17 protein-coding genes are annotated in these 21,762 nt (G+C 70.3%); 6 read left to right on the forward strand and 11 right to left on the reverse strand.

Annotated features, from left to right (window positions below):
• The first annotated feature begins 130 nt into the window (after positions 1–130).
• Genes chvE through mmsB form a run of 3 tightly spaced genes read left to right on the forward strand, consistent with a single transcriptional unit; the run spans position 131 to position 4,121 of the window.
• Positions 131–1,240, forward strand: a complete 1,110-nt coding sequence (gene chvE, locus IE321_RS03435; RefSeq protein ID WP_190221692.1) for a multiple monosaccharide ABC transporter substrate-binding protein — start codon at positions 131–133, stop codon at positions 1,238–1,240.
• Complete coding sequence (gene mmsA, locus IE321_RS03440) at positions 1,237–2,880, forward strand: multiple monosaccharide ABC transporter ATP-binding protein (RefSeq protein WP_372470321.1); 1,644 nt, start codon at positions 1,237–1,239, stop codon at positions 2,878–2,880. The genes chvE and mmsA overlap by 4 nt, the downstream gene beginning before the upstream one ends.
• Positions 2,877–4,121 (forward strand): multiple monosaccharide ABC transporter permease, encoded by a 1,245-nt coding sequence (mmsB, locus tag IE321_RS03445; RefSeq protein ID WP_190221693.1) that lies wholly within the window; start codon positions 2,877–2,879, stop codon positions 4,119–4,121. Before mmsA ends, mmsB begins: the two co-directional genes overlap by 4 nt.
• 75 nt (positions 4,122–4,196) lie before the next feature.
• Here mmsB and IE321_RS03450 read toward each other — a convergent pair whose 3' ends face one another.
• The 5 genes from IE321_RS03450 to IE321_RS03470 all read right to left on the reverse strand — a co-directional run bounded on the left by IE321_RS03450 (position 4,197) and on the right by IE321_RS03470 (position 10,122).
• On the reverse strand, positions 4,197–5,267 hold the full coding sequence (locus tag IE321_RS03450) for an aldose epimerase family protein (RefSeq protein WP_190221694.1): 1,071 nt from the start codon (positions 5,265–5,267) through the stop codon (positions 4,197–4,199).
• A 116-nt stretch (positions 5,268–5,383) separates the two neighbouring features.
• A complete protein-coding gene (gene yjfF / locus IE321_RS03455) occupies positions 5,384–6,382 on the reverse strand; it encodes a galactofuranose ABC transporter, permease protein YjfF (protein WP_190221695.1) in 999 nt (332 codons plus the stop codon).
• The gene (locus IE321_RS03460; protein WP_190221696.1) at positions 6,379–7,494 is read right to left on the reverse strand and encodes an ABC transporter permease; all 1,116 of its coding nucleotides are present in this window, start codon (positions 7,492–7,494) and stop codon (positions 6,379–6,381) included. The genes yjfF and IE321_RS03460 overlap by 4 nt, the downstream gene beginning before the upstream one ends.
• Entirely contained in the window at positions 7,491–9,053 is a 1,563-nt protein-coding gene (locus IE321_RS03465; RefSeq protein WP_190221697.1) for a sugar ABC transporter ATP-binding protein, read from the reverse strand. The genes IE321_RS03460 and IE321_RS03465 overlap by 4 nt, the downstream gene beginning before the upstream one ends.
• A gap of 67 nt (positions 9,054–9,120) precedes the next feature.
• Positions 9,121–10,122: an ABC transporter substrate-binding protein gene (locus IE321_RS03470; protein ID WP_190221698.1), complete on the reverse strand. Its 1,002-nt coding sequence runs from the start codon at positions 10,120–10,122 to the stop codon at positions 9,121–9,123.
• A gap of 436 nt (positions 10,123–10,558) precedes the next feature.
• Here IE321_RS03470 and IE321_RS03475 point away from each other — a divergent pair, with 436 nt between their 5' ends.
• Positions 10,559–11,575 (forward strand): zinc-dependent alcohol dehydrogenase, encoded by a 1,017-nt coding sequence (locus tag IE321_RS03475; RefSeq protein WP_226653034.1) that lies wholly within the window; start codon positions 10,559–10,561, stop codon positions 11,573–11,575.
• Between the two features lie 3 nt (positions 11,576–11,578).
• Here IE321_RS03475 and IE321_RS03480 read toward each other — a convergent pair whose 3' ends face one another.
• From IE321_RS03480 to IE321_RS03500, 5 genes are all read right to left on the reverse strand, one after another.
• Positions 11,579–13,024: a GH1 family beta-glucosidase gene (locus IE321_RS03480; protein WP_190221700.1), complete on the reverse strand. Its 1,446-nt coding sequence runs from the start codon at positions 13,022–13,024 to the stop codon at positions 11,579–11,581.
• 49 nt (positions 13,025–13,073) lie between these two features.
• Positions 13,074–13,982, reverse strand: a complete 909-nt coding sequence (locus tag IE321_RS03485) for a carbohydrate ABC transporter permease (protein ID WP_190221701.1) — start codon at positions 13,980–13,982, stop codon at positions 13,074–13,076.
• A gap of 13 nt (positions 13,983–13,995) precedes the next feature.
• A complete protein-coding gene (locus IE321_RS03490; protein ID WP_190221702.1) occupies positions 13,996–15,000 on the reverse strand; it encodes a carbohydrate ABC transporter permease in 1,005 nt (334 codons plus the stop codon).
• 122 nt (positions 15,001–15,122) lie between these two features.
• Positions 15,123–16,433 (reverse strand): ABC transporter substrate-binding protein, encoded by a 1,311-nt coding sequence (locus tag IE321_RS03495; RefSeq protein ID WP_190221703.1) that lies wholly within the window; start codon positions 16,431–16,433, stop codon positions 15,123–15,125.
• Between the two features lie 311 nt (positions 16,434–16,744).
• The gene (locus IE321_RS03500) at positions 16,745–17,758 is read right to left on the reverse strand and encodes a LacI family DNA-binding transcriptional regulator (RefSeq protein WP_190221704.1); all 1,014 of its coding nucleotides are present in this window, start codon (positions 17,756–17,758) and stop codon (positions 16,745–16,747) included.
• A gap of 361 nt (positions 17,759–18,119) precedes the next feature.
• Between IE321_RS03500 and IE321_RS03505 the strand changes: the two genes are divergently transcribed.
• Positions 18,120–19,085: a glycoside hydrolase family 6 protein gene (locus IE321_RS03505; protein ID WP_190221705.1), complete on the forward strand. Its 966-nt coding sequence runs from the start codon at positions 18,120–18,122 to the stop codon at positions 19,083–19,085.
• Positions 19,086–19,194: 109 nt separating this feature from the next.
• Positions 19,195–20,475 (forward strand): glycoside hydrolase family 6 protein, encoded by a 1,281-nt coding sequence (locus tag IE321_RS03510; RefSeq protein ID WP_190221706.1) that lies wholly within the window; start codon positions 19,195–19,197, stop codon positions 20,473–20,475.
• 118 nt (positions 20,476–20,593) lie between these two features.
• Here IE321_RS03510 and IE321_RS41765 read toward each other — a convergent pair whose 3' ends face one another.
• Entirely contained in the window at positions 20,594–21,646 is a 1,053-nt protein-coding gene (locus tag IE321_RS41765) for an SLC13 family permease (protein ID WP_226653057.1), read from the reverse strand.
• Positions 21,647–21,762 lie beyond the last annotated feature (116 nt).

Consider the following 21,762-nt stretch of genomic DNA (forward strand, 5'->3'; position numbering starts at 1 on the left):
TCGACCGGGGCGCCGACGTCCCGGCCACCCAGCCGGAACGGCGCCGTCCCGGTGGTGCGAGGTCGCGCGCCGCCGCCGAACCCGTCCCTCGGCCGGAGCCGCCCTCGACGACGGGATTGCCAGGTAACCCATGAAGAAGTTCCGATCCGCATCCGCCCTCCTGGCCGTGACCACCGGCTGTGCCCTGCTCCTGACAGCCTGCGGGCAGAACAGCGAGGGCGGCAGCCAGGAGTCGAAGGACTCGAAGGACCACACCATCGGCATCGCGATGCCCACCAAGTCCTCCGAGCGGTGGATCGCCGACGGCCGCAACATGACCGAGAGCCTGAAGAAGGCCGGCTTCGCCACGACCCTGCAGTACGGCGAGGACGACCCCGACCAGCAGGTCGCCCAGATCGAGAACATGATCACCCAGGGCGTCGACGCCCTGGTCGTGGCCGCCATCAACGGCGAGGCCCTGTCCAACGTCCTGCAGCAGGCGGCCGACGCCCACATCCCGGTCATCTCCTACGACCGGCTCATCCTGGGCTCCCCGCACGTCGACTACTACGCCTCCTTCGACAACGAGAAGGTCGGCGAGCTCCAGGCCACGTACATCGTCGAGAAGCTGGGGCTGAAGGCCGGCCCGAAGAAGGGCCCCTTCAACATCGAGTTGTTCGCCGGGTCCAACGACGACAACAACACCAAGTACTTCTTCAACGGCGCCATGAAGGTGCTGAAGCCGTACATGGACAAGAAGCAGCTGGTCGTGCGCTCCGGGCAGACCCAGCTGAACCAGGTCACCACGCTCAGGTGGGACGGCGGTACGGCCCAGAAGCGCATGGACGACCTGCTGACCTCCACGTACGCCTCCGCCCGGGTCGACGCCGTCCTCTCCCCCTACGACGGCATCTCCATCGGCATCCTGTCCGCCCTGAAGTCCGACGACTACGGGAGCGCCGCCAAGCCGCTGCCGGTCGTCACCGGCCAGGACGCGGAGGTCGCCTCCGTGAAGTCGATCATCGCGGGCCAGCAGACGCAGACCGTCTACAAGGACACACGCGCACTCGCGCAGGTCGCCGCAGACATGGTGACCGCCGTCCTCGCCGGCAAGAAGCCCGAGATCAACGACGACGCCACCTACGACAACGGCAAGAAGGTGGTCCCGGCCTTCCTGCTCGATCCGGTCAGCGTCGACAGGACGAACTACCGGAAGGTCCTGGTCGACTCGGGCTACATCGACGCAGAGGAACTGCGGTGACGCCCGCCCCGGCCCGCTCCCCCAAGGTTCCCGTCTCCGCCTCGTCCCCGGCCGGCCCCGTCCTCGAGATGCGGTCCATCGTCAAGACCTTCCCCGGGGTCAGAGCACTGTCCGACGTGACCCTGTCCGTGGAGCGCGGCGAGGTGCACGCCCTGTGCGGAGAGAACGGTGCCGGCAAGTCGACGCTCATGAAGGTCCTGTCCGGCGTCCACCCGCACGGCACCTACGAGGGCGAGATCCTCTTCGAAGGCGAGCCGTGCCGGTTCAAGGACATCAGGGCCAGCGAGCAGCGCGGCATCGTCATCATCCACCAGGAGCTCGCACTCGTTCCCCATCTGTCGATCGCCGAGAACGTCTTCCTCGGCAACGAGCCGTCCCGGCGCGGGATCATCGACTGGCACGAGGCGCTGCGCCGTGTTTCCGAACTGCTCAGGCGGGTCGGGCTCGACGAACACCCCGAGACCCGGGTCGCCGACATCGGTGTCGGCAAGCAGCAGCTCGTGGAGATCGCGAAGGCGCTGGCGAAGAACGTCCGCCTGCTGATCCTCGACGAGCCCACCGCGGCGCTCAACGACGAGGACAGCGCGAAGCTGCTGCGGCTGATGCGGGAGCTGAAGAGCCAGGGCATCACGTCGATCATCATCTCGCACAAGCTGAACGAGATCGCCCGGATCGCCGACTCCGTCACCATCCTGCGCGACGGGCGCTCCATCGAGACCCTCGACGTCAGGGACCCCGCCACCACCGAGGAACGCATCATCCGCGGCATGGTGGGGCGGGACCTCGACAGCCGGTTCCCCCACCGCACGCCGTACGAGGGCCCGGCCGACGCCGCCCCTGTCCTGGAGATCCGGGACTGGACCGTACGTCACCCCCTCGACCGCGGCCGCAAGGCCGTCGACGGGGTCTCGCTCCAGGTCCGCCGCGGGGAGATCGTCGGCGTCGCGGGACTCATGGGCGCCGGCCGGACCGAACTCGCGATGAGCGTCTTCGGCCGTTCCTACGGTCACTACGAGCAGGGCACCGTGCTCAAGGACGGCCGCGAGGTACGGACCCGCACGGTCCCCGAGGCGGTCGCCCACGGCATCGCGTACGTCACGGAGGACCGCAAGCACTACGGGCTCAACCTCGGGGACTCCGTGAGCCGGAACATCTCGCTCGCGTCCCTCGGCGCCCTCGCCCGCCGCGGCGTCGTCGACGGGCATGAGGAGCGCAAGGTGGCCGAACGGTACCGGCGGACCATGAACATCAAGGCTCCGAACGTCCTCGAGCCGGTCGGCCGCCTTTCCGGCGGCAACCAGCAGAAGGTCGTCCTCAGCAAGTGGATCCTCGCCGGGCCGGACGTCCTCATCCTCGACGAGCCCACCCGCGGAGTCGACGTGGGAGCCAAGTTCGAGATCTACACCGTGATCGACCGGCTCGCCGCCGAGGGCAAGGCGATCCTCCTCATCTCCTCCGAGCTGCCCGAACTGCTCGGCATGTGCGACCGCGTCTACACCATGGCCGCAGGCCGGCTGACCGGCGAAGTCGCCCGCGCGGACGCCACCCAGGAAGTCCTGATGCGGCACATGACGCAGGACACCCCCGCACCACCGGCGGTCACCGCAGGCGCCGCCTCCAGCGAAGGACACCAGGCATGAGCACCGACGTCAGCACGCAAACGACCACACCGGCGCCCCCGGGCCGCGGGGCTCCGTCCACCGGGGCACCGCTGGTCCGAATTCTCCTGGACGGTGTCCGGCGGAACATGCGCCAGTACGGGATGCTCTTCGCACTCGGCCTGATCGTGCTCCTCTTCCAGATCTGGACGGGGGGCGACCTCCTGCTGCCGCGCAACGTCTCCAACCTGGTGCTGCAGAACAGCTACATCCTCATCCTGGCCATCGGCATGATGATCGTCATCATCTCCGGGCACATCGACCTGTCCGTGGGCTCCCTGATGGCCCTGGTCGGTGGCATCGGGGCGGTGCTCATGGTCGAGCACCATGTGGCCTGGCCCGTCGCGGTGCTCCTCACCCTGCTGCTGGGAGCCGCCGCCGGCGCCCTGCAGGGCTTCTTCATCGCGTACGTCGGCATACCGTCGTTCATCGTGACCCTCGCCGGCATGCTGCTGTTCCGCGGGCTCACGGAGATCTTCCTCAAGGGTCAGACGCTCGGCCCGTTCCCGGACGGACTGCAGAAGGTCGCCAACGGCTTCCTGCCGGAGGTGGGGCCGCAGACCAACTACCACAACGGGACCCTGCTCCTCGGCCTGGGACTGGTCGCCTACGTGGTCTTCCAGGAGGTACGGGACCGCCGTCGGCAGCGCGAATTCGCTCTGGAGCCGCTCCCCACGGGCCTGTTCGCGCTGAAGCTGACGGCACTGGTCGCCGCTGTCCTGGTCACCACCCTGCTGCTCGCCAGCTACAAGGGCGCGCCCGTGGTCCTCCTGATCCTGGCCGCGCTGCTGGTCGGCTTCGGTTACGTGATGCGCAACGCGGTGATCGGCCGCCACGTGTACGCGATCGGGGGGAACCTGCCGGCCGCCAAGCTGTCCGGGGTCAAGGACAGGAAGGTGACCTTCGCGGTGTTCCTCAACATGGGAATGCTCGCGGCGCTCGCCGGGCTCGTCTTCGCCGCCCGCTTCAACGCGGCCTCGCCGAAGGCGGGCGTGAACTTCGAACTGGAGGCCATCGCCGCCGCGTTCATCGGCGGGGCGTCGATGAGCGGTGGAGTCGGGACCGTCCTGGGAGCCATCATCGGCGGCCTGGTCCTCGGCGTGCTCAACAACGGCATGAACCTCGTCGGGGTGGGCACCGACTGGCAGCAGGTCATCAAGGGCCTGGTGCTGCTCGCGGCGGTCGGATTCGACGTCTGGAACAAGCGCAGGGCGGGTGCCTGACGTCCCTCCGGTCATGGCTGTGCCCGCCGGTTCCTCCCCCGGCGGGCACAGCCATGTCGACGTGTCCGTACGCGATCAGTCGCGGGTACCGAACCGCAGGACCGTCCTCGACCGGTACTCGCCGCCGGGTCGCAGCACCGTGGACGGGTCACCGGGGCGGTTCGGGGAGTCGGGGAAGTGCTGGGTCTCCAGCGCGATACCGGCGCCCGCCCCGTAGTGCGTACCGTTCTTGCCGAGGACCGTTCCATCGAACTGCCCCGCGGTGTAGACCTGGAGTCCGGGCTCCGTGGTCAGCACCTCCATGCGGCGGCCCGTGGCCGGCGCGTACAGGACGGCGGCCCGGCGCAGTGTTTCGTTGTCGTGCGGGCTCAGGACGAAGTTGTGGTCGTACCCGCCATTCGCGCCGGGGCGGGCCAGGGCCTCGGCGATCCTGAGCGGCCGGCGGAGGTCGAACGCGGTGCCGGAGACGGCGCGGTGGGCGCCGGAGGGGATGAGATCCGCGCCGACCGGTGTGTAGTGGGGGGCGTCGACGGTCAGTTCGTGGTCGAGGATGTCGCCGGCGCCCTCGCCGTCGAGGTTGAAGTAGGCGTGGTTGGTCAGGTTGACCAGGGTCGCCTCGTCGGTGACCGCCGTGTAGGAGAAGGCGAGTTCGTCGTCGCGTCCGACAAGCATGCTGACGGTGACGTCCAGGTTTCCCGGGAAGCCCTGGTCGCCGTCGGGGCTGCGGAGGCGCAGGAGCACACCGGTCCACTCCGGGGTGTGTACGCTCTCGGCTTCCCAGAGCCGGGTGTCGAAGCCGTCGGTTCCGCCGTGCAGGGAGTGGCCGTCCTCCTCCTGCGTGGTCAGCTGGTACGGCTTACCGTCCAGGGAGAACCGGCCTCGCGCGATGCGGTTGGCGTAGCGGCCGACGGTGGCGCCGAAGTACCGGGCGGTGGTGGCCGTCCGGGCCGGGTCGCGAGGAGCGAGGACGATGTCGGCCGAGGTGCCGCCCCGGTCCGGCGTCCACAGCCCGTGGAGGCGGGCGCCGCGGGTGTGCACCTCCGCCGTGAGGCCGCCGGGGAAGCCGAAGGTCCATCGTTGTCCGGCGTACGGATCGGGGCGGCAGACCGGGGGGACCCCGGCGAAGGGGGACGGTGGCGGGTTCATGGAGGTTCCTTGTCGGCGAGAGGCGACAGCCGGAAAGGGGGCAGGGACGGCCCTGCCCCCTCCCTGGGCGCGTTCGTACGCGGAGGACGGCTCGGGGTTCGCTCTTGGCAAGGCGGCTATTCCGCCTGGCGGGACCTTCCGAAGAGGCGTTGGAGGAGGATGAAGACGAACAGCAGACCGCCGATGACGATGCGGGTCCACCACGAACTGAGCGTGCCCTGGAAGCTGATGACGGTCTGGATCAGACCGAGGACCGTCACGCCCAGGGCGGTTCCCAGGACGAAGCCGGAGCCACCGGTCAGCAGCGTCCCGCCGATCACGGCGGCGGCGATGGCGTCGAGTTCCATGCCGACGGCGTGCAGGGCGTAGCCGGACAGCATGTAGAAGGTCAGCAGCAGACCGCCGAGGGCGGAACACAGGCCGCTCACGGCGTACACCACGACCTTGGTGCGGCCCACGGGCAGGCCCATGAGACGGGCGGAGGACTCGTTGCCGCCCAGGGCGTAGACGGTGCGGCCGAAGCGGGTGTGGTGGAGGACGACGAAGGCGAGCACCAGCACGACCAGGGCGATGACCACGGCGGGTGAGACGAACAGACCCCCGGGCAGGAGCACCCGCGTCTGGGCGATCCGGGTGGTCGTCGGGTCGGTGACGGAGATGGACTCGGTGCTGATCATGTAGCAGAGGCCGCGGGCGAGGAACATGCCCGCGAGGGTGACGATGAAGGGCTGGATCTCGAAGGCGTGGATCACCCAGCCCATGAGGGCGCCGCCTCCTGCTCCCACCAGCAGGACCACCGGCACCGCCAGGGCGAGCGGCAGGCCGTTCTGTTCGACGAGCCAGGCCGTCAGCATGGTCGACAGGGCCACCATGGAGCCGACCGAGAGGTCGATCCCGCCGGTGAGGACGACGAACGTCATGCCGATCGCCACGACGAGCAGGAAGCCGTTGTCGATCAGGACGTTGAGCAGGACCTGCGCGGAGAAGAAGCCTTCGTACTGCACGGAGCCGATCGAGAACATCGCGACCAGCAGCGTGGCCGTCACCATGAGCGGCAGGCGGGAGGCGTGCCGTGCCGAGAGGCGGTGGAGCGGCTTGGTGAGGATGGTGCTCACGGGTGGACCTCCTGCCGGCGGGCCGTCAGGTCGCCGGCCGCGGATGCCGGGTCCGGGGCGGCCGTTCGGCGACGGCGTGAGAGCCGCGCGCGGAACGCGGGCGACTGGACGAGACACACGACGATGACGACCAGGGCCTTGAAGACGAGGGTGGTCTCGGGCGGTACGCCGAGGGTGTAGATCGTGGTCGAGAGGGTCTGGATGATCAGTGCGCCCAGGACCGTCCCACCGAGGGAGAAGCGACCGCCCGTCAGGGCGGTGCCGCCGATGACGACGGCGAGGATCGCGTCCAGTTCGATCCACAGGCCGGCGTTGTTGCCGTCGGCACTGGACACGTTGGAGCTGATCATCAGGCCGGCCACCGCGGCGCACACGGCGCTGACGACGTAGACCATGATCAGGAGGCCGGCCGCCCGGATGCCGACGAGTCGGCTGGCGACCGGGTTGCCGCCCACCGATTCGATGAGCAGCCCGAGCGCGGTCCGCCGGGTGACGAGGGAGGTGACGGCGACGAGGGCCGCGGCGAGGAGGACGGCGAAGGGGAGGGTGAGCCAGTATCCGCCGCCGATCATCTTGTAGGCGCTGCTGGACACGCTGACGATCTGGCCGTCGGTGATCAGCTGGGCCACGCCGCGTCCGGCGACCATGAGGACCAGCGTGGCGACGATGGGCTGGACGCCGAGCCGGGCGACGAGGAAGCCGTTCAGCAGTCCGATCGCGGCGGCCACGCCGACCGCCAGCGCGACCGCGGACAGGACGGTGGACAGGCTCCCCGGGTCCTTCGCGGTGGCGATGTGCTCGCACGCGAGGGCGCCGGCGATGGCGACCGTCGAGCCGACCGAGAGATCGATGCCCCGGGTGGCGATCACGAGCGTCATGCCGAGCGAGACGAGGATCAGGGGGGCGCCGAACTGCAGGATGTCGATCAGGCTGCCGTACAGGTGTCCGTTCTGGACGCGGACGGCGAGGAAGTCATGGGTGAAGACGACGTTCCCCAGCAGCAGGGCGGCCAGCACGGCGGCGGGCCAGAACAGGCGGTGCTCGATGAGCCGCCGGGTGCCGGGCGCCCGGCCCGGGCGCTTCCCGGTGCCGGTGTCGTCGGGTGGTGTCATGAGGTGGCTCCGGTGGCGATGGCGCCCAGGATCCGGTCGGGCGTCAGGGTCGTGTCGTTGGGGAGGGTGGCGACGAGCCGGTGGTCGCGCAGGACGCCCACGCGGTGGCTCAGCCGCAGCACTTCCTCGAGTTCGGCGGAGATGAAGAGGACCGCGGTGCCTTCCGCGGCCAGGCTGGTGACCAGTTTCTGGATCTCCGTCTTGGCACCGATGTCGATGCCCCTGGTGGGTTCGTCCAGGATCAGCAGCTCCGGGTCGGTGAGCAGCCAGCGGGCGAGCAGCACTTTCTGCTGGTTGCCCCCGCTGAGGTTGCGGACCTGCGCCTCGGGGTCGGCCGGGCGGATGTCGAGGACCTCGGTCCAGCGGGCGGCGATCTCGTCCTGCCGGGTGCGGGAAAGGGGTCTGGTCCAGCCGCGTGCGGCTTGGAGGGCGAGCACGATGTTCTCGCGGACGGTGAGTTCGCCGATGAGGCCCTCCGCCTTGCGGTTCTCCGAGCAGAAGGCGATCTTGTGGGCGATCGCGGCGCGTGGCGAGCGCAGGACGGCGCGCCGTCCGTCGATGCGCAGCTCGCCTCCGTCGGCGTGGTCGGCTCCGAAGAGCAGCCGGGCCGCCTCGGTGCGTCCGGAGCCGAGGAGCCCGGCCAGGCCGATGACCTCGCCGCGGTGGATGTCCAGGTCGTAGGGCTGGACGGCCCCGGCCCGGGCGAGGCCACGGGCGCTGAGGAAGGGCGTGCCTCCGGAACCGGGGCCGGCCGTGGGGCCGGTGTGGGACGTCTCGGCCAGTTCGTCGAGGATGCGCAGTTCACTGCCGACCATGCGGTGTACGAGGGTGACGGGTGTCAGCTCGTCGATCCGGTACTCGCCTTCGAGGCGCCCGTTGCGCAGGACGGTCACCCGGTCGCACAGGTCGAAGACCTGGTCGAGGAAGTGGGTGACGAAGAGGATCGCGACGCCCCGGTCGCGCAGTCTGCGCACCAGGGTGAACAGCTGGGCGACTTCGTCCCGGTCGAGGCTGGAGGTGGGCTCGTCGAGGATGAGGACCTTCGCCTTGACGTCCACGGCCCGTACGATCGCGACCAGTTGCTGGACGGCGAGGGAGTGGGCGCTCAGCGGCAGGCGGACGTCGAGGTCCAGTTCCAGTTCGGCGATGAGCCGTGCCGCGCGTTCGTGGAGGGCCGACCAGTGGACCAGCCCCAGGCGCCGCGGTTCACGGCCGATGAGGATGTTCTCGGCGACGGAGAGGTTGGGGCACAGGTTCACCTCCTGGTACACCGTGCTGATTCCGGCGTGCTGCGCTTCCAGTGGTTCGGCGAATCCCTGGGGGCTGCCGTCGACGGAGACCGTTCCCGCGTCGGGTGGGTGGACGCCGGTGAGCACCTTGATGAGGGTGGACTTGCCGGCGCCGTTCTCGCCCATCAGGGCGTGGACCTCGCCGGGGAAGAGGCGCAGGTCCACGCCGTCGAGGGCGAGGACGCCGGGGAACACCTTGCGGATGCCCTGGGCCTCCAGGACCGGCCGGTCGGTGCGGGTGGGTGTGCGGGGGGTGGGTGGGGCTGCCATCCGCCCTCCTCTCCTGAGGGGCCGGGGGCGGCGCGAGGACCGCCCCCGGTCCGGTGCGGGCGTCGGGTCAGTACTGGCGGCCGGGCAGGGCGGCCGCGGCCTGGTCCTGGGTGAAGACGCCCTCCTTGACCTCGACCCGTCGCGGGACGCTCTCCCCCGCCGCGACCTTCTTGGCGAGTTCCATCAGCTGGTCGCCGAGGAGCGGGTTGCACTCGACCACCACGTTGATCTTCTTCTCCTGCATGGCGACGAAGGCGTCCTTGATGCCGTCGACGGAGATCACCTTGATGTCGGTGCCCGGCTTCTTGCCCGCCTCCTCGATGGCCTGGATGGCGCCCAGGGCCATGTCGTCGTTGTGGGCGTACAGGACGTCGATGTCCTCGTGGGACTTGAGGAAGGCCTGCATGACCTCCTTGCCCTTGGCGCGTGTGAAGTCCCCGGTCTGGGACGCGACGACCTTGAACTTGGGCTCGCCCTTGACCACTTCGGCGAAGCCGGCCTTGCGGTCGTTGGCGGGGGCGGAGCCGGTGGTGCCCTGGAGCTCGACGACGTTCACGGGGTCGGAGGTCCCCTCGTACTCCTTCACGAGCCACTTGCCGGCCTCCTGCCCCTCCTTGACGAAGTCGGAGCCGAGGAAGGTCTGGTACAGGGAGGTGTCCTGCGAGTCGACCGCACGGTCGGTGAGGATCACCGGGATGCCGGCGTTCTTGGCCTCCTTCAGGACGGTGTCCCAGCCGGACTCCACCACCGGCGAGAAGGCGATGACGTCCACCTTCTGCTGGATGAACGTGCGGATCGCCTTGATCTGGTTCTCCTGTTTCTGCTGCGCGTCGGAGAACTTCAGCGTGATGCCGGCCTTGTCGGCCGCCTCGCGTACGGACTTGGTGTTGGCGGTGCGCCAGCCGCTCTCGGCTCCCACCTGGGCGAACCCGAGCACCAGCTTGCCGTCGGAGGAGCCCTTGCCGGTGCCGCCGGTGGTACCGGTGGCCGCGGGCTCGGTGGTGCAGGCGGTCAGCACACCAGCGGCCAGAACGGCGGCGGTGATGACACGGAGGGCTCTGTGGGCCATGTCGAGGTTCCTTTCGGGACGTGCGTCGTACAGGGCGGTGCCCGGAAGGGGCTGGGCCCGGCGAAGGCGTGGCTGCGCAGCGGTGGTTGAGCTGAGCGGAGGCGAATGTGCGTGGGCCTCCGACGGCCGGTGGGCTGCCGAACGCGACACATTGTGAGCGCTAACAGACTCGTAACTCAAGGGTTCGTACGGCCGTTACCCGTTTTTGATGTGGAGAGACGAGTCGCCGCTCCGCTAGTTACACCTCGAAGATGTGAGCGTTAACAGGACCTGCTGAGGCGCCCCGCGACACAGAAGGCTCCGCAGTATGAAGCCCGTTGACACACCTCACCATGCTTCGTATCGTCGCGACACAATTTCGAACGACGCCCGAAATATCGAACGCCAGGAGTCGCCCCATGTGTTTCACTCCGCCCACCGCCCAGGGCGCCTTCCTGTGAGCCGCCGGGGGCAGGCTGTGGTCCTGAACGCTCCCAAGTCGTTTCGCCTCGTGCAGCACGAGCCTCGACAGGCGGGGCCCGGAGAAGCCCAGGTGCGCGTGCATGCCGTCGGGATCAGCCGCAGCGACCGCGACGTCTACCTGGGCCGCCGCCCCGTTCCGTACGTGCGCTATCCGGTCACCCCTGGCCACGAGTGGTCCGGCACCGTCACCGCCGTGGGAGAGGGCGCGCCCGCTTCCCTGATCGGTCGCAAGGTCGTGGGCGAAGGGCTGCGCACCTGCGGGACCTGCGCGCCGTGCCGCGACGGAGAGACCACCCTGTGCACCCGCGGATACGCGGAGACGGGGTTCACCCTTCCCGGCGCCATGGCTCCCACCCTCCTCCTCCCCGCTCGTCTGCTGCACACACTCGCGCCGGACGCCGACCTCACCGCCGCCGCGTTCCTCGAGCCGGCCGCCTGCGCGGCCGCCGCGGTACTCAAGGCGTCCCCCCTGCCCGGCTCACGGGTGGCCGTCATCGGCTCCGGTGCCCTCGGACTGCTCGCCGCACAGCTCCTCTGCGCCTTCTCGCCGAGCGAGCTGACGGTCGTCGGCACGAGCCCCGACCGAGCCGATGTGTCCCGTCGTCTCGGAGCCACGGCCTATCGGACGTGGGACCGCGCCTCCGGTCTCGCGGACTTCGACGTGGTGATCGACGCCGCGGGCGGGACGTCGAGCGCGCACACAGCGACGTCCCTGCTGCGACCGGGAGGGCGCCTGGTGCTCACGGGCATCCCGGTCCAGGGGGCGGAAAGGCTCGATCCCGCCCAGGTCGTCGCACGGCAGCTGTCGATCGGAACCGCCTTCGGGGCCTCCTCCGGCGCCTGGTCCTACGCCGTGAGCGCCTTCTCCGCGGGAAGGCTGACGCCACTCGAACTCCTCACGCACCAGCTGGACATCGACGAGTTCGGGCGGGCCATGGAACTCACGGACAGCGGGGATCCCCGCGTCGGGAGAGTTCTGCTCCGTCCTTGAAGCTCACAGACCCGGGACCGCGTTCGCGGCGATGGCCCTGGCGTACCAATGAGCGCTGTGCTTCGGGGTGCGCAGCTGGGTGGTGTAGTCGACGTGGACGGCGCCGAAGCGCTTCTCGTATCCGTACGCCCACTCGAAGTTGTCGAGCAGGGACCAGAGGAAGTAGCCGCGTACGTCGGCACCGTCGGCGATGGCCCGGTGGACGGCGTTGAGGTGCTGGTGGAGGTAGTCGATCCGGTCGTGGTCCTGGATCTGCCCGTCCGCCGTGGGGATGTCGGGGAAGGCTGCGCCGTTCTCGGTGACCGCCAGGGGGAGGCCGGGGTGGGCTCGGGACGTGGCCAGGAGGAGGTCGTAGAGCCCGGTGGGATCGATGGTCCAGCCCATGTCGGTGGTGTCGCCGGGCGGGAGGTGGAAGTTGACGTCCTCGGAGCCGGGCCACGGGGAGTGGTCGCTCTCGCCGTGGGCGTGGTTGACCGCAGCCGCTCCGGGCATCGGGGCGGAGACGACGGCGGGCGTGTAGTAGTTGATGCCCAGGAGGTCGATGGGGGCGCCTATGGCGGATTCGTCGCCGGGCTTGACGAGGGTGCCCCAGTCGACGACGTGGGCGGTGTCGGCGAGGAGGTCGGCCGGATATCCGCCGGAGAGCATCGGGCCGGTGAAGACCCGGTTGGCGACGGCGTCGATGCGGCGGGCCGCGTCGAGGTCGGCCGGTTCCCGGGTGAGCGGCCGGACGTGGTGCAGATTGAGGGAGACCGCGATCTGGGCGTGGGCGGGGAGGGACGCGCTCAGGGCCGCGGTGGCGCGGCCGTGTCCGAGGTTGAGGTGGTGGGCCGCGCGCAGGGCGAGGGCGGGGTCGGTGCGGCCCGGGGCGTGGACGCCGGAGCCGTAGCCGAGGAAGGCCGAGCACCAGGGCTCGTTGAGCGTGGTCCACAGGGCGACCCGGTCGCCCAGTGCGTCGGCGGCCAGCGCCGCGTACTCGCCGAAGCGCTCGGCGGTCTCGCGTACCGTCCAGCCCCCTTCGTCCTCCAGCGCCTGGGGAAGGTCCCAGTGGTACAGGGTGGCGACGGGCTGCACGCCGGCGTCGAGGAGTTCGTCGACGAGCCGGCTGTAGAAGTCGAGGCCCGCGGCGTTGGCGGGGCCCCGTCCGCCGGGCTGGACGCGGGGCCAGGACAGGGAGAAGCGGTACGCCTGAAGACCGAGGTGGGACATCAGGGTGACGTCCGTGCGGTAGCGGTGGTAGTGGTCGCAGGCGATGTCGCCGGTGTCGCCGTTGGCGACCTTGCCGGGGGTGCGGGAGAAGGTGTCCCAGATGGACGGCGTGCGGCCGCCCTCGCCGACGGCGCCCTCGATCTGGTAGGCGGCGGTGGCCGCGCCCCACAGGAAACCGGGCGGGAAATGGAGGCGGTCGACGGCCGTGGAGGCGGGGGCGGTGGCAGGGGTTGCGGGCATGGCGGAGTCTCCCTTTGGCGGAGGTGTGGGACGAGGGGAGGAGGGGAGGTCAGCCCTTGATGGCGCCCTGGGTGATGCCGCCGACGATGTGCCGGCCGAAGAGGGCGAAGACCAGGAGGAGCGGCAGGGTGCCCATGAGCGCTCCGGCGGTGATGACGGACCAGTCGGTCGACCAGCCGGTTCCCAGCCCGGCGAGGGCGACCTGCACGGTCGGGTTGGTGGAGCCGTTCATGACGACGATCGGCCAGAGGAAGTCGTTCCAGGACTGGACGAAGGTCAGCATGCCCAGGACCGCCATCGCCGGGCGGGCGACGGGGAAGACGACGTGCCAGATGACGCGCAGCGAGTTGGCGCCGTCGACGCGGGCGGCCTCCAGCAGTTCGGTGGGCAGCGCCTGGGAGAGGAACTGCCGCATGAAGAAGACGCCGAAGGCGGTGACCAGGACGGGCAGGATCAGCGCCCCGAGGTGATTTCCCAGTCCCAGATTCCTGGTCAGGATGAACAGGGGTACGACGCTGAGCTGCGCGGGCACGGCGAGGGTGGACAGGACCAGGCCGAGCATCACCTTCTTCCCCCGGAACCGGAGTTTGGCGAAGGCGAAGCCGGCGAGCACGGAGAAGGTCACCGTGGTGACGGTGACGGCGCCCGCGACGAGCGTCGAGTTGAGCAGGGCGACGCCCATGCCACGCCCGCCGGCGTTGTGCCAGACGTAGGTGAGATTCTCGATGAGGTTGCCGCCGGGCAGCATCGGGGGCGGGCTGGAGACGACCGCGTGACTGTCGGTGGACGCGGCGACCAGCGTCCAGTACAGCGGGAACAGCGAGGCCAGGGCAGCGAGTCCGAGGACGATGCGGGCGAGTGGCCCGGCCCGGTGCTGTCCGCCGGCCCTGCCGGCGCGGACGGACGGTCGCGTCGCCGTCCGGTGAGGACGGTCGGACACGGGGGCGGTGGTGGTCATGTCGTACTCCACGTCACTGGGAGGCGCGCAGGCGGCGGGTGATCAGCGCGTTGACGAGCCCGATGAGCAGCAGCAGGCCGAACATGATCCAGGCGACCGCGCTGGCGCGCCCGAGCATGCTGGAGTGGAAGCCCTGGTCGTACATGAGGATTCCGAGGGTCTCGTACTGGTGGTCGGTGCCGCCCTGGTGGCCGCTCTGGCCACCGAACAGATAGGGCTCGCCGAAGAGCTGGGTGGCTCCGATGGTCGACACGATCACCGTGAAGAGGATCGTGGGCTTCAGGGCGGGGACCGTGACGTGCAGGAACTGCTGCCAGCGGCTGGCGCCGTCCAGGGCGGCGGCCTCGTACAGCTCGCGCGGCACGGCCTGCATGGCGGCGAGGTAGATCAGGGCGTTGTAACCGGTCCAGCGCCAGGTGACGATCACGGAGATCGCGAACTGCGAGCTCCAGCGACCGGCCTCCCAGTGCACGGGCCCGGCGCCGAACAGGCCGAGGAACCAGTTGGCCATGCCCCCCTCGGGGCTGAAGATCAGGGCGAAGACGAGGGTGGCGGCGGCGACGGAGGTCGCGTACGGGGCGAGGAGCGCCGTGCGCAGGAACCCGCGGGCGCGCAGCCGGTAGTTGAGCAGGTGGGCGAGACCCAGTGCCATCAGCAGCTGCGGGACGGTGGACAGGACACCGAGGGTGAAGGTGTTGAGGAGCGCGTTCCAGAAGTAGTGGCTGACCTGACCGGTGAACAGGTCGGTGTAGTTGCGCAGGCCGACCCATTCGGCGCGGTCGACGTTGTACAGGCTCACCCGGTGGAAGGAGAGCCACCCCGTGTAGAGCAGCGGGAAGAGGCCGAAGGCGGCGAAGACGAGGAAGAAGGGTGCGACGAGGGCGTACGGCGTGCCCTTGGTGTCCCAGCGGTGCAGGCGGCTGCGCCAGGCCGAGGGTCCCGAGGGGCGGGCGGGGGGCGGTGGGGTGTCCTGCCGGCCTGCTGGGCCGTTGCGGCTGGGTGCGGTCGTGGAGGCCACGGGCGGTTCCTTCGGTGGTCACGGCCGGTCACGTCGGTACGGGGTGGGGGCGGCCGGCTCCCCGGTGGCCGGCCACCCTCTCCCCCGCGACGGCGGCCCGGAAGAGGTGGGGGCGGGGAGCGCTACTGGATGGTGCTGTCGATCTGGCGCACCGTGGCGTTCCACGCCTCCTCCGGGCTCTTGCCGTTCTGCTCCATCAGCTGGACGCCGGTGCTGAACGCCCCGGTCAGGTCCTGCGCGTGCGGGCCGGTCTCGGCGGGCTGGATGGCCTTGGCGGCGGTGGAGAAGATCTGTCCGGTGGCGGCGTCGGGGCCGATGTAGGCGTTCTTGTAGTCGACGACACCCGGCAGGTCGTAGGCGGCCTGGTTGGCGGGGATGTTGCCCACCTTCTGGAAGACCTTCGCCTGCTGCTCGGGCGCGGTGAGCCAGGCGACGAGCTTCCTGGCCTCGTCGACGTGCTTGCCGGAGGCCGGTACGGCCAGGAAGGAACCGCCCCAGTTGCCGGCGGCCGGGGGCTGGGCGATGTTCCACTTGCCCTTGTTGGAAGGGCCGGAGAACTGCTGGATGTTCGCCTGCTGCCAGGAGGGGCAGACCGTGGTGGCGAAGGTGGACTTGGAGAACGCGGTCTGCCAGGGGGTGTCGAACATCTTCAGGCCCTGGCTGGTCTTGCCCTGGACGGCCTTGACGGCCAGGTCCCAGCCGGTCTTGACGCTGGACGAGTCCTTGTAGGCGAGCTTGCCGCCCTTGTAGTACTGGACGGTGCTGCTGGAGACGACGGCGTTGAACAGCCCGGTGGCGCTGTCCATGAAGGAAGTGCCCTTGGGCGCCTTGGCCTGGTACCGCTTGCCCGTCTCGACGAACTTCGCCCAGTCGCCCGCCCACAGCTTGCCGACGGACTCGGGGTCGGAGGGCAGACCCGCGGCCTCGAACAGGTCCTGGCGGTAGCAGATGGCCATCGGGCCGACGTCGGTGCCCAGGCCGATCGTCCTGCCGTCGGCAGTGGTGGCCTGGTCCCACTTCCAGGGCAGGTAGTTCTTCTTCTCGACGCCAGGGGCGTCGGACAGGTCGGCGAAGGCGTCGGAGAGGTCCTCGGAGGTGGCGCGGGCTATGCGACCGACCTCCAGGGCCTGGACGTCGTCGAGTCCGCCGCCGGACAGGCGGGTCTGCAGGGCGGTCCAGTAGTTGCCTTCGGCGGTCGTCGGGTTCTCCTTGATGGTGATCTCCGGGTGCTGCTTCATGTACGCGTCGTACAGGCCGGCCTCCTTGTATCCGAAGGTCCCGAAGGTGCCGACGGTGAGGGTGATCTTCCCGTCGGCGGAGGCGGAAGCGTCGCCGGAGGTCGAGCAGCCGGTGAGGGCGAGGGCCAGCGTCGCCGCCGCGGAGGCGAGTACGACGGAGCGGATACGGGCACGCGGCACGGACGAGCGGGACATGGCATCTCCTCGATGCGTCAAGGGAGGGCTGGAGGTACGCCGACGGGTCGCTTCGATGGCGGTCGGCGTGGGAGAGGCGGCCTCGAAGGCCGGTGTGAAGCCATGCCTTTGGGCTTCTCCCCAGATTGGGAGCGCTCCCAAAAGGTGGCGTCGAAACCCTGCCGCCGCCTTGACGGTCTGTCAAGGCAACCGACAGGGGCGGGCTGTAGGCGGCGCACGGGTGAGCGCGAAAGGGGGCGCACGGCAGAGCGCCGGCCGGAGCGCCGGCCGAATCCCGGGGCCGTACGCCAGGCCGGCCGGGAGGCGGTTCGTCAGGCGCTGGCGCGGGTGACCAGACGCGTGGGCAGGATCAGTGGAGTGGGGGCCTGCCCGTTGATGAGCGCGACGAGCATGCGCGCCATCTCATGACCGAGACCCTCTATGGGCTGGTGCACCGTAGTCAGCGGCGGATCGGAGATCCTGGCCACGGCCAGGTCGTCGAAGCCGATCACGGCGACGTCGACGGGGACGCGGCGGCCGGCATCACGCAGTGTGCGCAACGCCCCCACCCCCATGTTGTCGCTGGCGGCGAACACTCCATCCAACTCCGGGTGCCGCGCCGACAGCGCCGCCATGGCGGCCGCGCCGCTCGACTCGGTGAAGTCACCGACTTCCGGCGGATACGGTTCGAGGCCGGCCGCCAGCATGGCGTCCTGGTAGCCGCGATAACGGGCGCGCCCCACCTCGGTGTCCAGCCGCCCGCAGATCGTCGCGACCCTGGTCCGGCCGAGCGAGATCAGGTATTCGGTCGCCGCGCGCGCTCCTCCGAGGTTGTCGACGTCCACGTACCACCGCGGGTCCAAACCGACCGGGCGCCCGCCGAACACCACGGGAATCTCCGCCTCTTCCGCCATGCGGGCCAACGGATCGTCCTCGCGCAGCGCCATCAGCATCACCCCGTCGGCCCCCTTGGACCGGAGAAGCTGCTCCACGCGCCGGCGCCCCCGGTCGGAGGCCGCCAGGCACAGCATCAGGTGCAGGTCGGCTTCCTCCAGCGCGGCCGAGGCGCCCACGATCACCTGGGCGAAGAACGGGTCCGCGAAGATCGACGGGTCCTCTCCCGACACGACCAGGGCAGCCGCACCGGTCTGACGGGTCGCCAGCGCCCTGGCGGTCGGATTCGGCACGTATGCGAGTTGATGGACCGCCCGTTCGACGGCCTCGCGTTTCGCTTGGCTGACGTGTGGGGCGTTGTTGAGCACACGCGAGGCCACCGATCGCGAGACGCCGGCCAGTTCGGCCACCTCGTCGAGTGTCGACTGCCGGTTCGGCGCACCTTGCGCCATGAGCTGCCCTCCTCCCTCTTTCTGAACACCTGGAACTCTGGAAGCGCTTCCAGTTTCAGGACTGTAAACCCTTCCCTTCATCCTGTGAAGTGCTGTTTAAGTAGGCGCACTTGACAGTCCCAATAGGCGCATCACACGATACGGCCACACCTCGGCCCACAGATCATGGCCTGGGAACGCTTCCAGTGGGAGCGCTTCCACCGGCTCTTGTGCGTCCGGAGTGCGCTGGTGTCCCCGCCGGGGCGCCCCCTCCGTGAGCCGCCGCACGGGGAACGTCGTACCACCGCAATTCCCCACCGCGTCGCACCGCTCGGGACGAGAGCGGTCGACGCGTCCGTCGTCAGGAAATCGAGGTACCGCCATGCGCCGCAGAATCCGCGCCCTCGTCGCAGCCCTCTCCGCACTGCCGTTGGCGCTCGTCGTCGCCCCGTCCGCCCACGCGGCGGATCCCACCACCATGACCAGCGGGTTCTACGCGGACCCGGACTCCAGCGCGAGGAAGTGGGTCGCCGCCAACCCCGGCGACGGCCGGGCCCCCGCGATCAACACCTCCCTCGCCAACACCCCCATGGCCCGCTGGTTCGGCGCCTGGAGCGGCACGATCGGCACCGCGACGGGCGCGTACGTCGGCGCGGCGGACTACCACGACAAACTGCCCATCCTGGTCGCGTACAACATCTACCTCCGCGACTCGTGCGGCGGGCACTCCGGAGGCGGAGCCTCGTCGGCCTCCGCCTACGCGACCTGGATCGCGCAGTTCGCCGGCGGGATCGCCGACCGCCCGGCCGTCGTCGTCCTCGAACCCGACTCCCTCGCGGACTACGGCTGCCTGAACCAGACCCAGATCCGCGAACGCCAGGGCATGATCAGCGGCGCCCTCGCCGAGTTCAACCGCCAGGCCCCCCACACCTGGGTCTACCTCGACGCCGGCAACCCCGGCTGGGTGAGCGCGGCGACGATGGCCCAGCGCCTCCACGAAGCCGGACTCCGACAGGCGCACGGCTTCTCCCTCAACATCTCGAACTACTACACCACCGCCCAGAACACCGCCTACGGCAACGCCGTCAACAGCGAACTGGCCGCCCGCTACGGCTACACCAAGCCGTTCGTCGTCGACACCAGCCGCAACGGCAACGGCTCCAACGGCGAGTGGTGCAACGCGGCCGGCCGCCGCATCGGCACGCCCACCCGGCTGGGCGGCGGCGCCGAGATGCTGCTGTGGATCAAGGCCCCGGGCGAGTCCGACGGCAACTGCGGCGTCGGAACCGGTTCCACGGCCGGCCAGTTCCTCCCGGAGGCCGCCTACAAGATGATCTACGGCTACTGACATCCGACTCCTGTGGCCCGGTATCCGCCGCCCCGCGGCCGGGCCACAGGCACCACCGGCCCTCCTCACCCCATCCCTCCGAACCCCATCCCTCCGACCAGGAGCCCCCATGAATCCACGCAGCCTCCGGCGCCGTACGACCGCCGCCCTCGCGGCGCTCGCGGCCTGCGCCGCCCTCATCGCGACGCAGGCGCAGGCGCAGGCCGCACCCGTCGCGGACGCGCTCACCCCGGCCACGAGGTTCTACGTGGACCCGCACAGCAAGGCCGCCAAGCAGGCGCTCACCGACCTCGGGAACGGCGACTTCGCGAACGCAGTGAACATGGCCAGGCTCGCGAGCTGGCCGCAGGCCGAGTGGTTCACCGAAGGAACACCCGACGAGGTCCGGGCCAAGGTCAGAACCCTGGTCCGCAAGGCCCGGGCGGTGAACAGGACTCCCGTCCTGGTCGCCTACAACGTGCCGGGCCGGGACTGCACCCAGTACTCCAGCGGCGGCGCCGCGTCCTCCGCCGCCTACCGGCAGTGGATCGACGCCTTCGCCGCCGGCATCGGTGACGGCAAGGCCGTCGTCGTGGTCGAGCCCGACGGCCTGGCCCTCCTCCCGAGCGACTGCGGGCCCGGCGTGGACCCGACCGGCGAACTCACGGCGACCCGCGTCGCCGACCTCGCGTACGCCGTCAGGACCATCAAGGCCAAGGCCCGCACCGCGGTCTACCTCGACGCGGGCAACGTCCTGTGGCGGCCCGTCGGCGAGATGGCGCGGCGACTGCTCGACGCCGGCGTCGAGAAAAGCGACGGATTCGCCCTCAACGTGTCCAACACCCACCCCACCGACCACAACGCGCGATACGGCACCTGGATAGCCAAGTGCATGTGGTACGCCACCGAAGGGCCCGAGTACGCCCGCGGCCACACCGACTGGTGCGCCACCCAGTACTACTCGCCCGCCGCGCCCAACGACGGCGCCCCGGGCAACGCGGTCGACTCCGCCGACCCGGCCACCTGGCGCTGGACCGACGCATGGTTCGACCAGAACGCGGGCACCCCGCCGAACGACGCCCTGCACCACTTCGTCATCGACACCAGCCGCAACGGTCTGGGCGCCTGGACCCCGGAGCCCGGCAAGTACACCGGCGACCCGGAGATCTGGTGCAACGCGCCCGGCCGCGGCCTCGGCGCGCGCCCGACCGCCGACACCGGTGTCCCGCTCGTCGACGCCTACCTGTGGGTCAAGATCCCCGGCGAGTCCGACGGCAGCTGCACCCGCAACACCGGCGGCACCATCGACCCCGAGTACGGCATCGTCGACCCGCCCGCCGGCACCTGGTGGCCCGAGCAGGCCCACACGCTGGCCCGCAACGCGGCACCCCGGCTGACCTTCAACCGCTGAGTTCCGCTCGTCCCCCGTCCGCGTCGGCCACGGGAAGCCTCTCGTCCGCGGCCGGGCCCGCGCGGGAGCCGGTCGCCTGGCCGGCCCCCGGCGGTGGCCGGCGGCGGTTCGTCGCCCGTCAGACGGTGTGACGCGGAGGAGGGGGCGGCATGGTGGGCAGCCCCGGCGGCGGTTCGGGCCACACGAGCAGCGCCGGACAGGGGACGTGGTCGACGACGAAGCGTGCGGCGGGGCCGAGGCTGTGCGGTCCGAGGTGGGTGCGGTCGCCGTCCCGGACCAGGATCAGCAGGTCGCCGCCCTCGGCCGCGGCGACGGCCTCGCGCTCGACGCGGCCGGTGCGTTCGGTACGCGTGCAGGGGCGGTCCAGGCGGTCGGCGGCGTCCTGGAGCAGCTGCCGCGCGGAGGTGGCGGCGAGGTGTTCCAGGCGCGTGCCGGGGTCTTTCCCCCAGCCTTCGGCCGGGCGGTGCCACGCGGGGTGGCCGCGGCCGAGGAGTCCGGCGAAGGCGCCGTGTGCGGCGCCCGGGACGTCGGCGGGGGCCAGGGCTCCCGCGTCCAGGTCGGTGGCGAAGAAGCGCCGGAAGACCAGGTACTCGACAGCGATCGCGGCTGCCCACGGCAGGGCCATCAGGGCGGCGAACCGGGTGAAGCCGAGCCCGCCGGCCACGAAGGCCAGGAGGTTGGTGAGGTTGGAGACGGGCAGCAGCAGGGAGGTCGTGTTCGACAGGTGGGTGCAGGCGTACACACGTGGCTTCGGACGGGCGCCGATACGGGCCGCGGTGGCGAACACCACCGGGGTCAGGAGCACGACCGTGGCGTCCAGACCGAGCACGGCGGTGATCGCCGACGCGGCCAGGAACACCTGGACGAGCAGCCGACGCGGCCGGCCCGCCGCCGTACGCGCCATCCATGCCCCGCAGGCCTGGAACAGCCCCTCGTCGTCGCAGAGCTGGGCCAGCACCAGTACGGCCGCCAGGAAGCCGATCACCGGCCCGAGTCGTTCCGCCCCGGCCAGGGCGTCGTCGAGGGAGATGGCCCCGGTGACGATCGCCAGGACGGCGGCCGGGACGGCCACGACCGCCTCCGGCCACCCGAAGGGGCGGATGACCGCACAGGCCAGCACGAGGACGAGCAGGGTCGCGGACAGGATCTCCGCGAGCTGGGGGTTCGGAATCGGTTCTTTCCGTCGCGGCGGTCGGCCGCCTGCACCGTTGCGCCGCACGCTACCCGCACGAGCGTCGCGTCCCGCGGACCGGCCGGATGGTCGACTTCGCGCCACCGCGTCGATCC

This window comes from Streptomyces hydrogenans (assembly GCF_014656075.1).
In the GTDB taxonomy this organism is placed as follows: Bacteria; Actinomycetota; Actinomycetes; order Streptomycetales; family Streptomycetaceae; genus Streptomyces; species Streptomyces hydrogenans.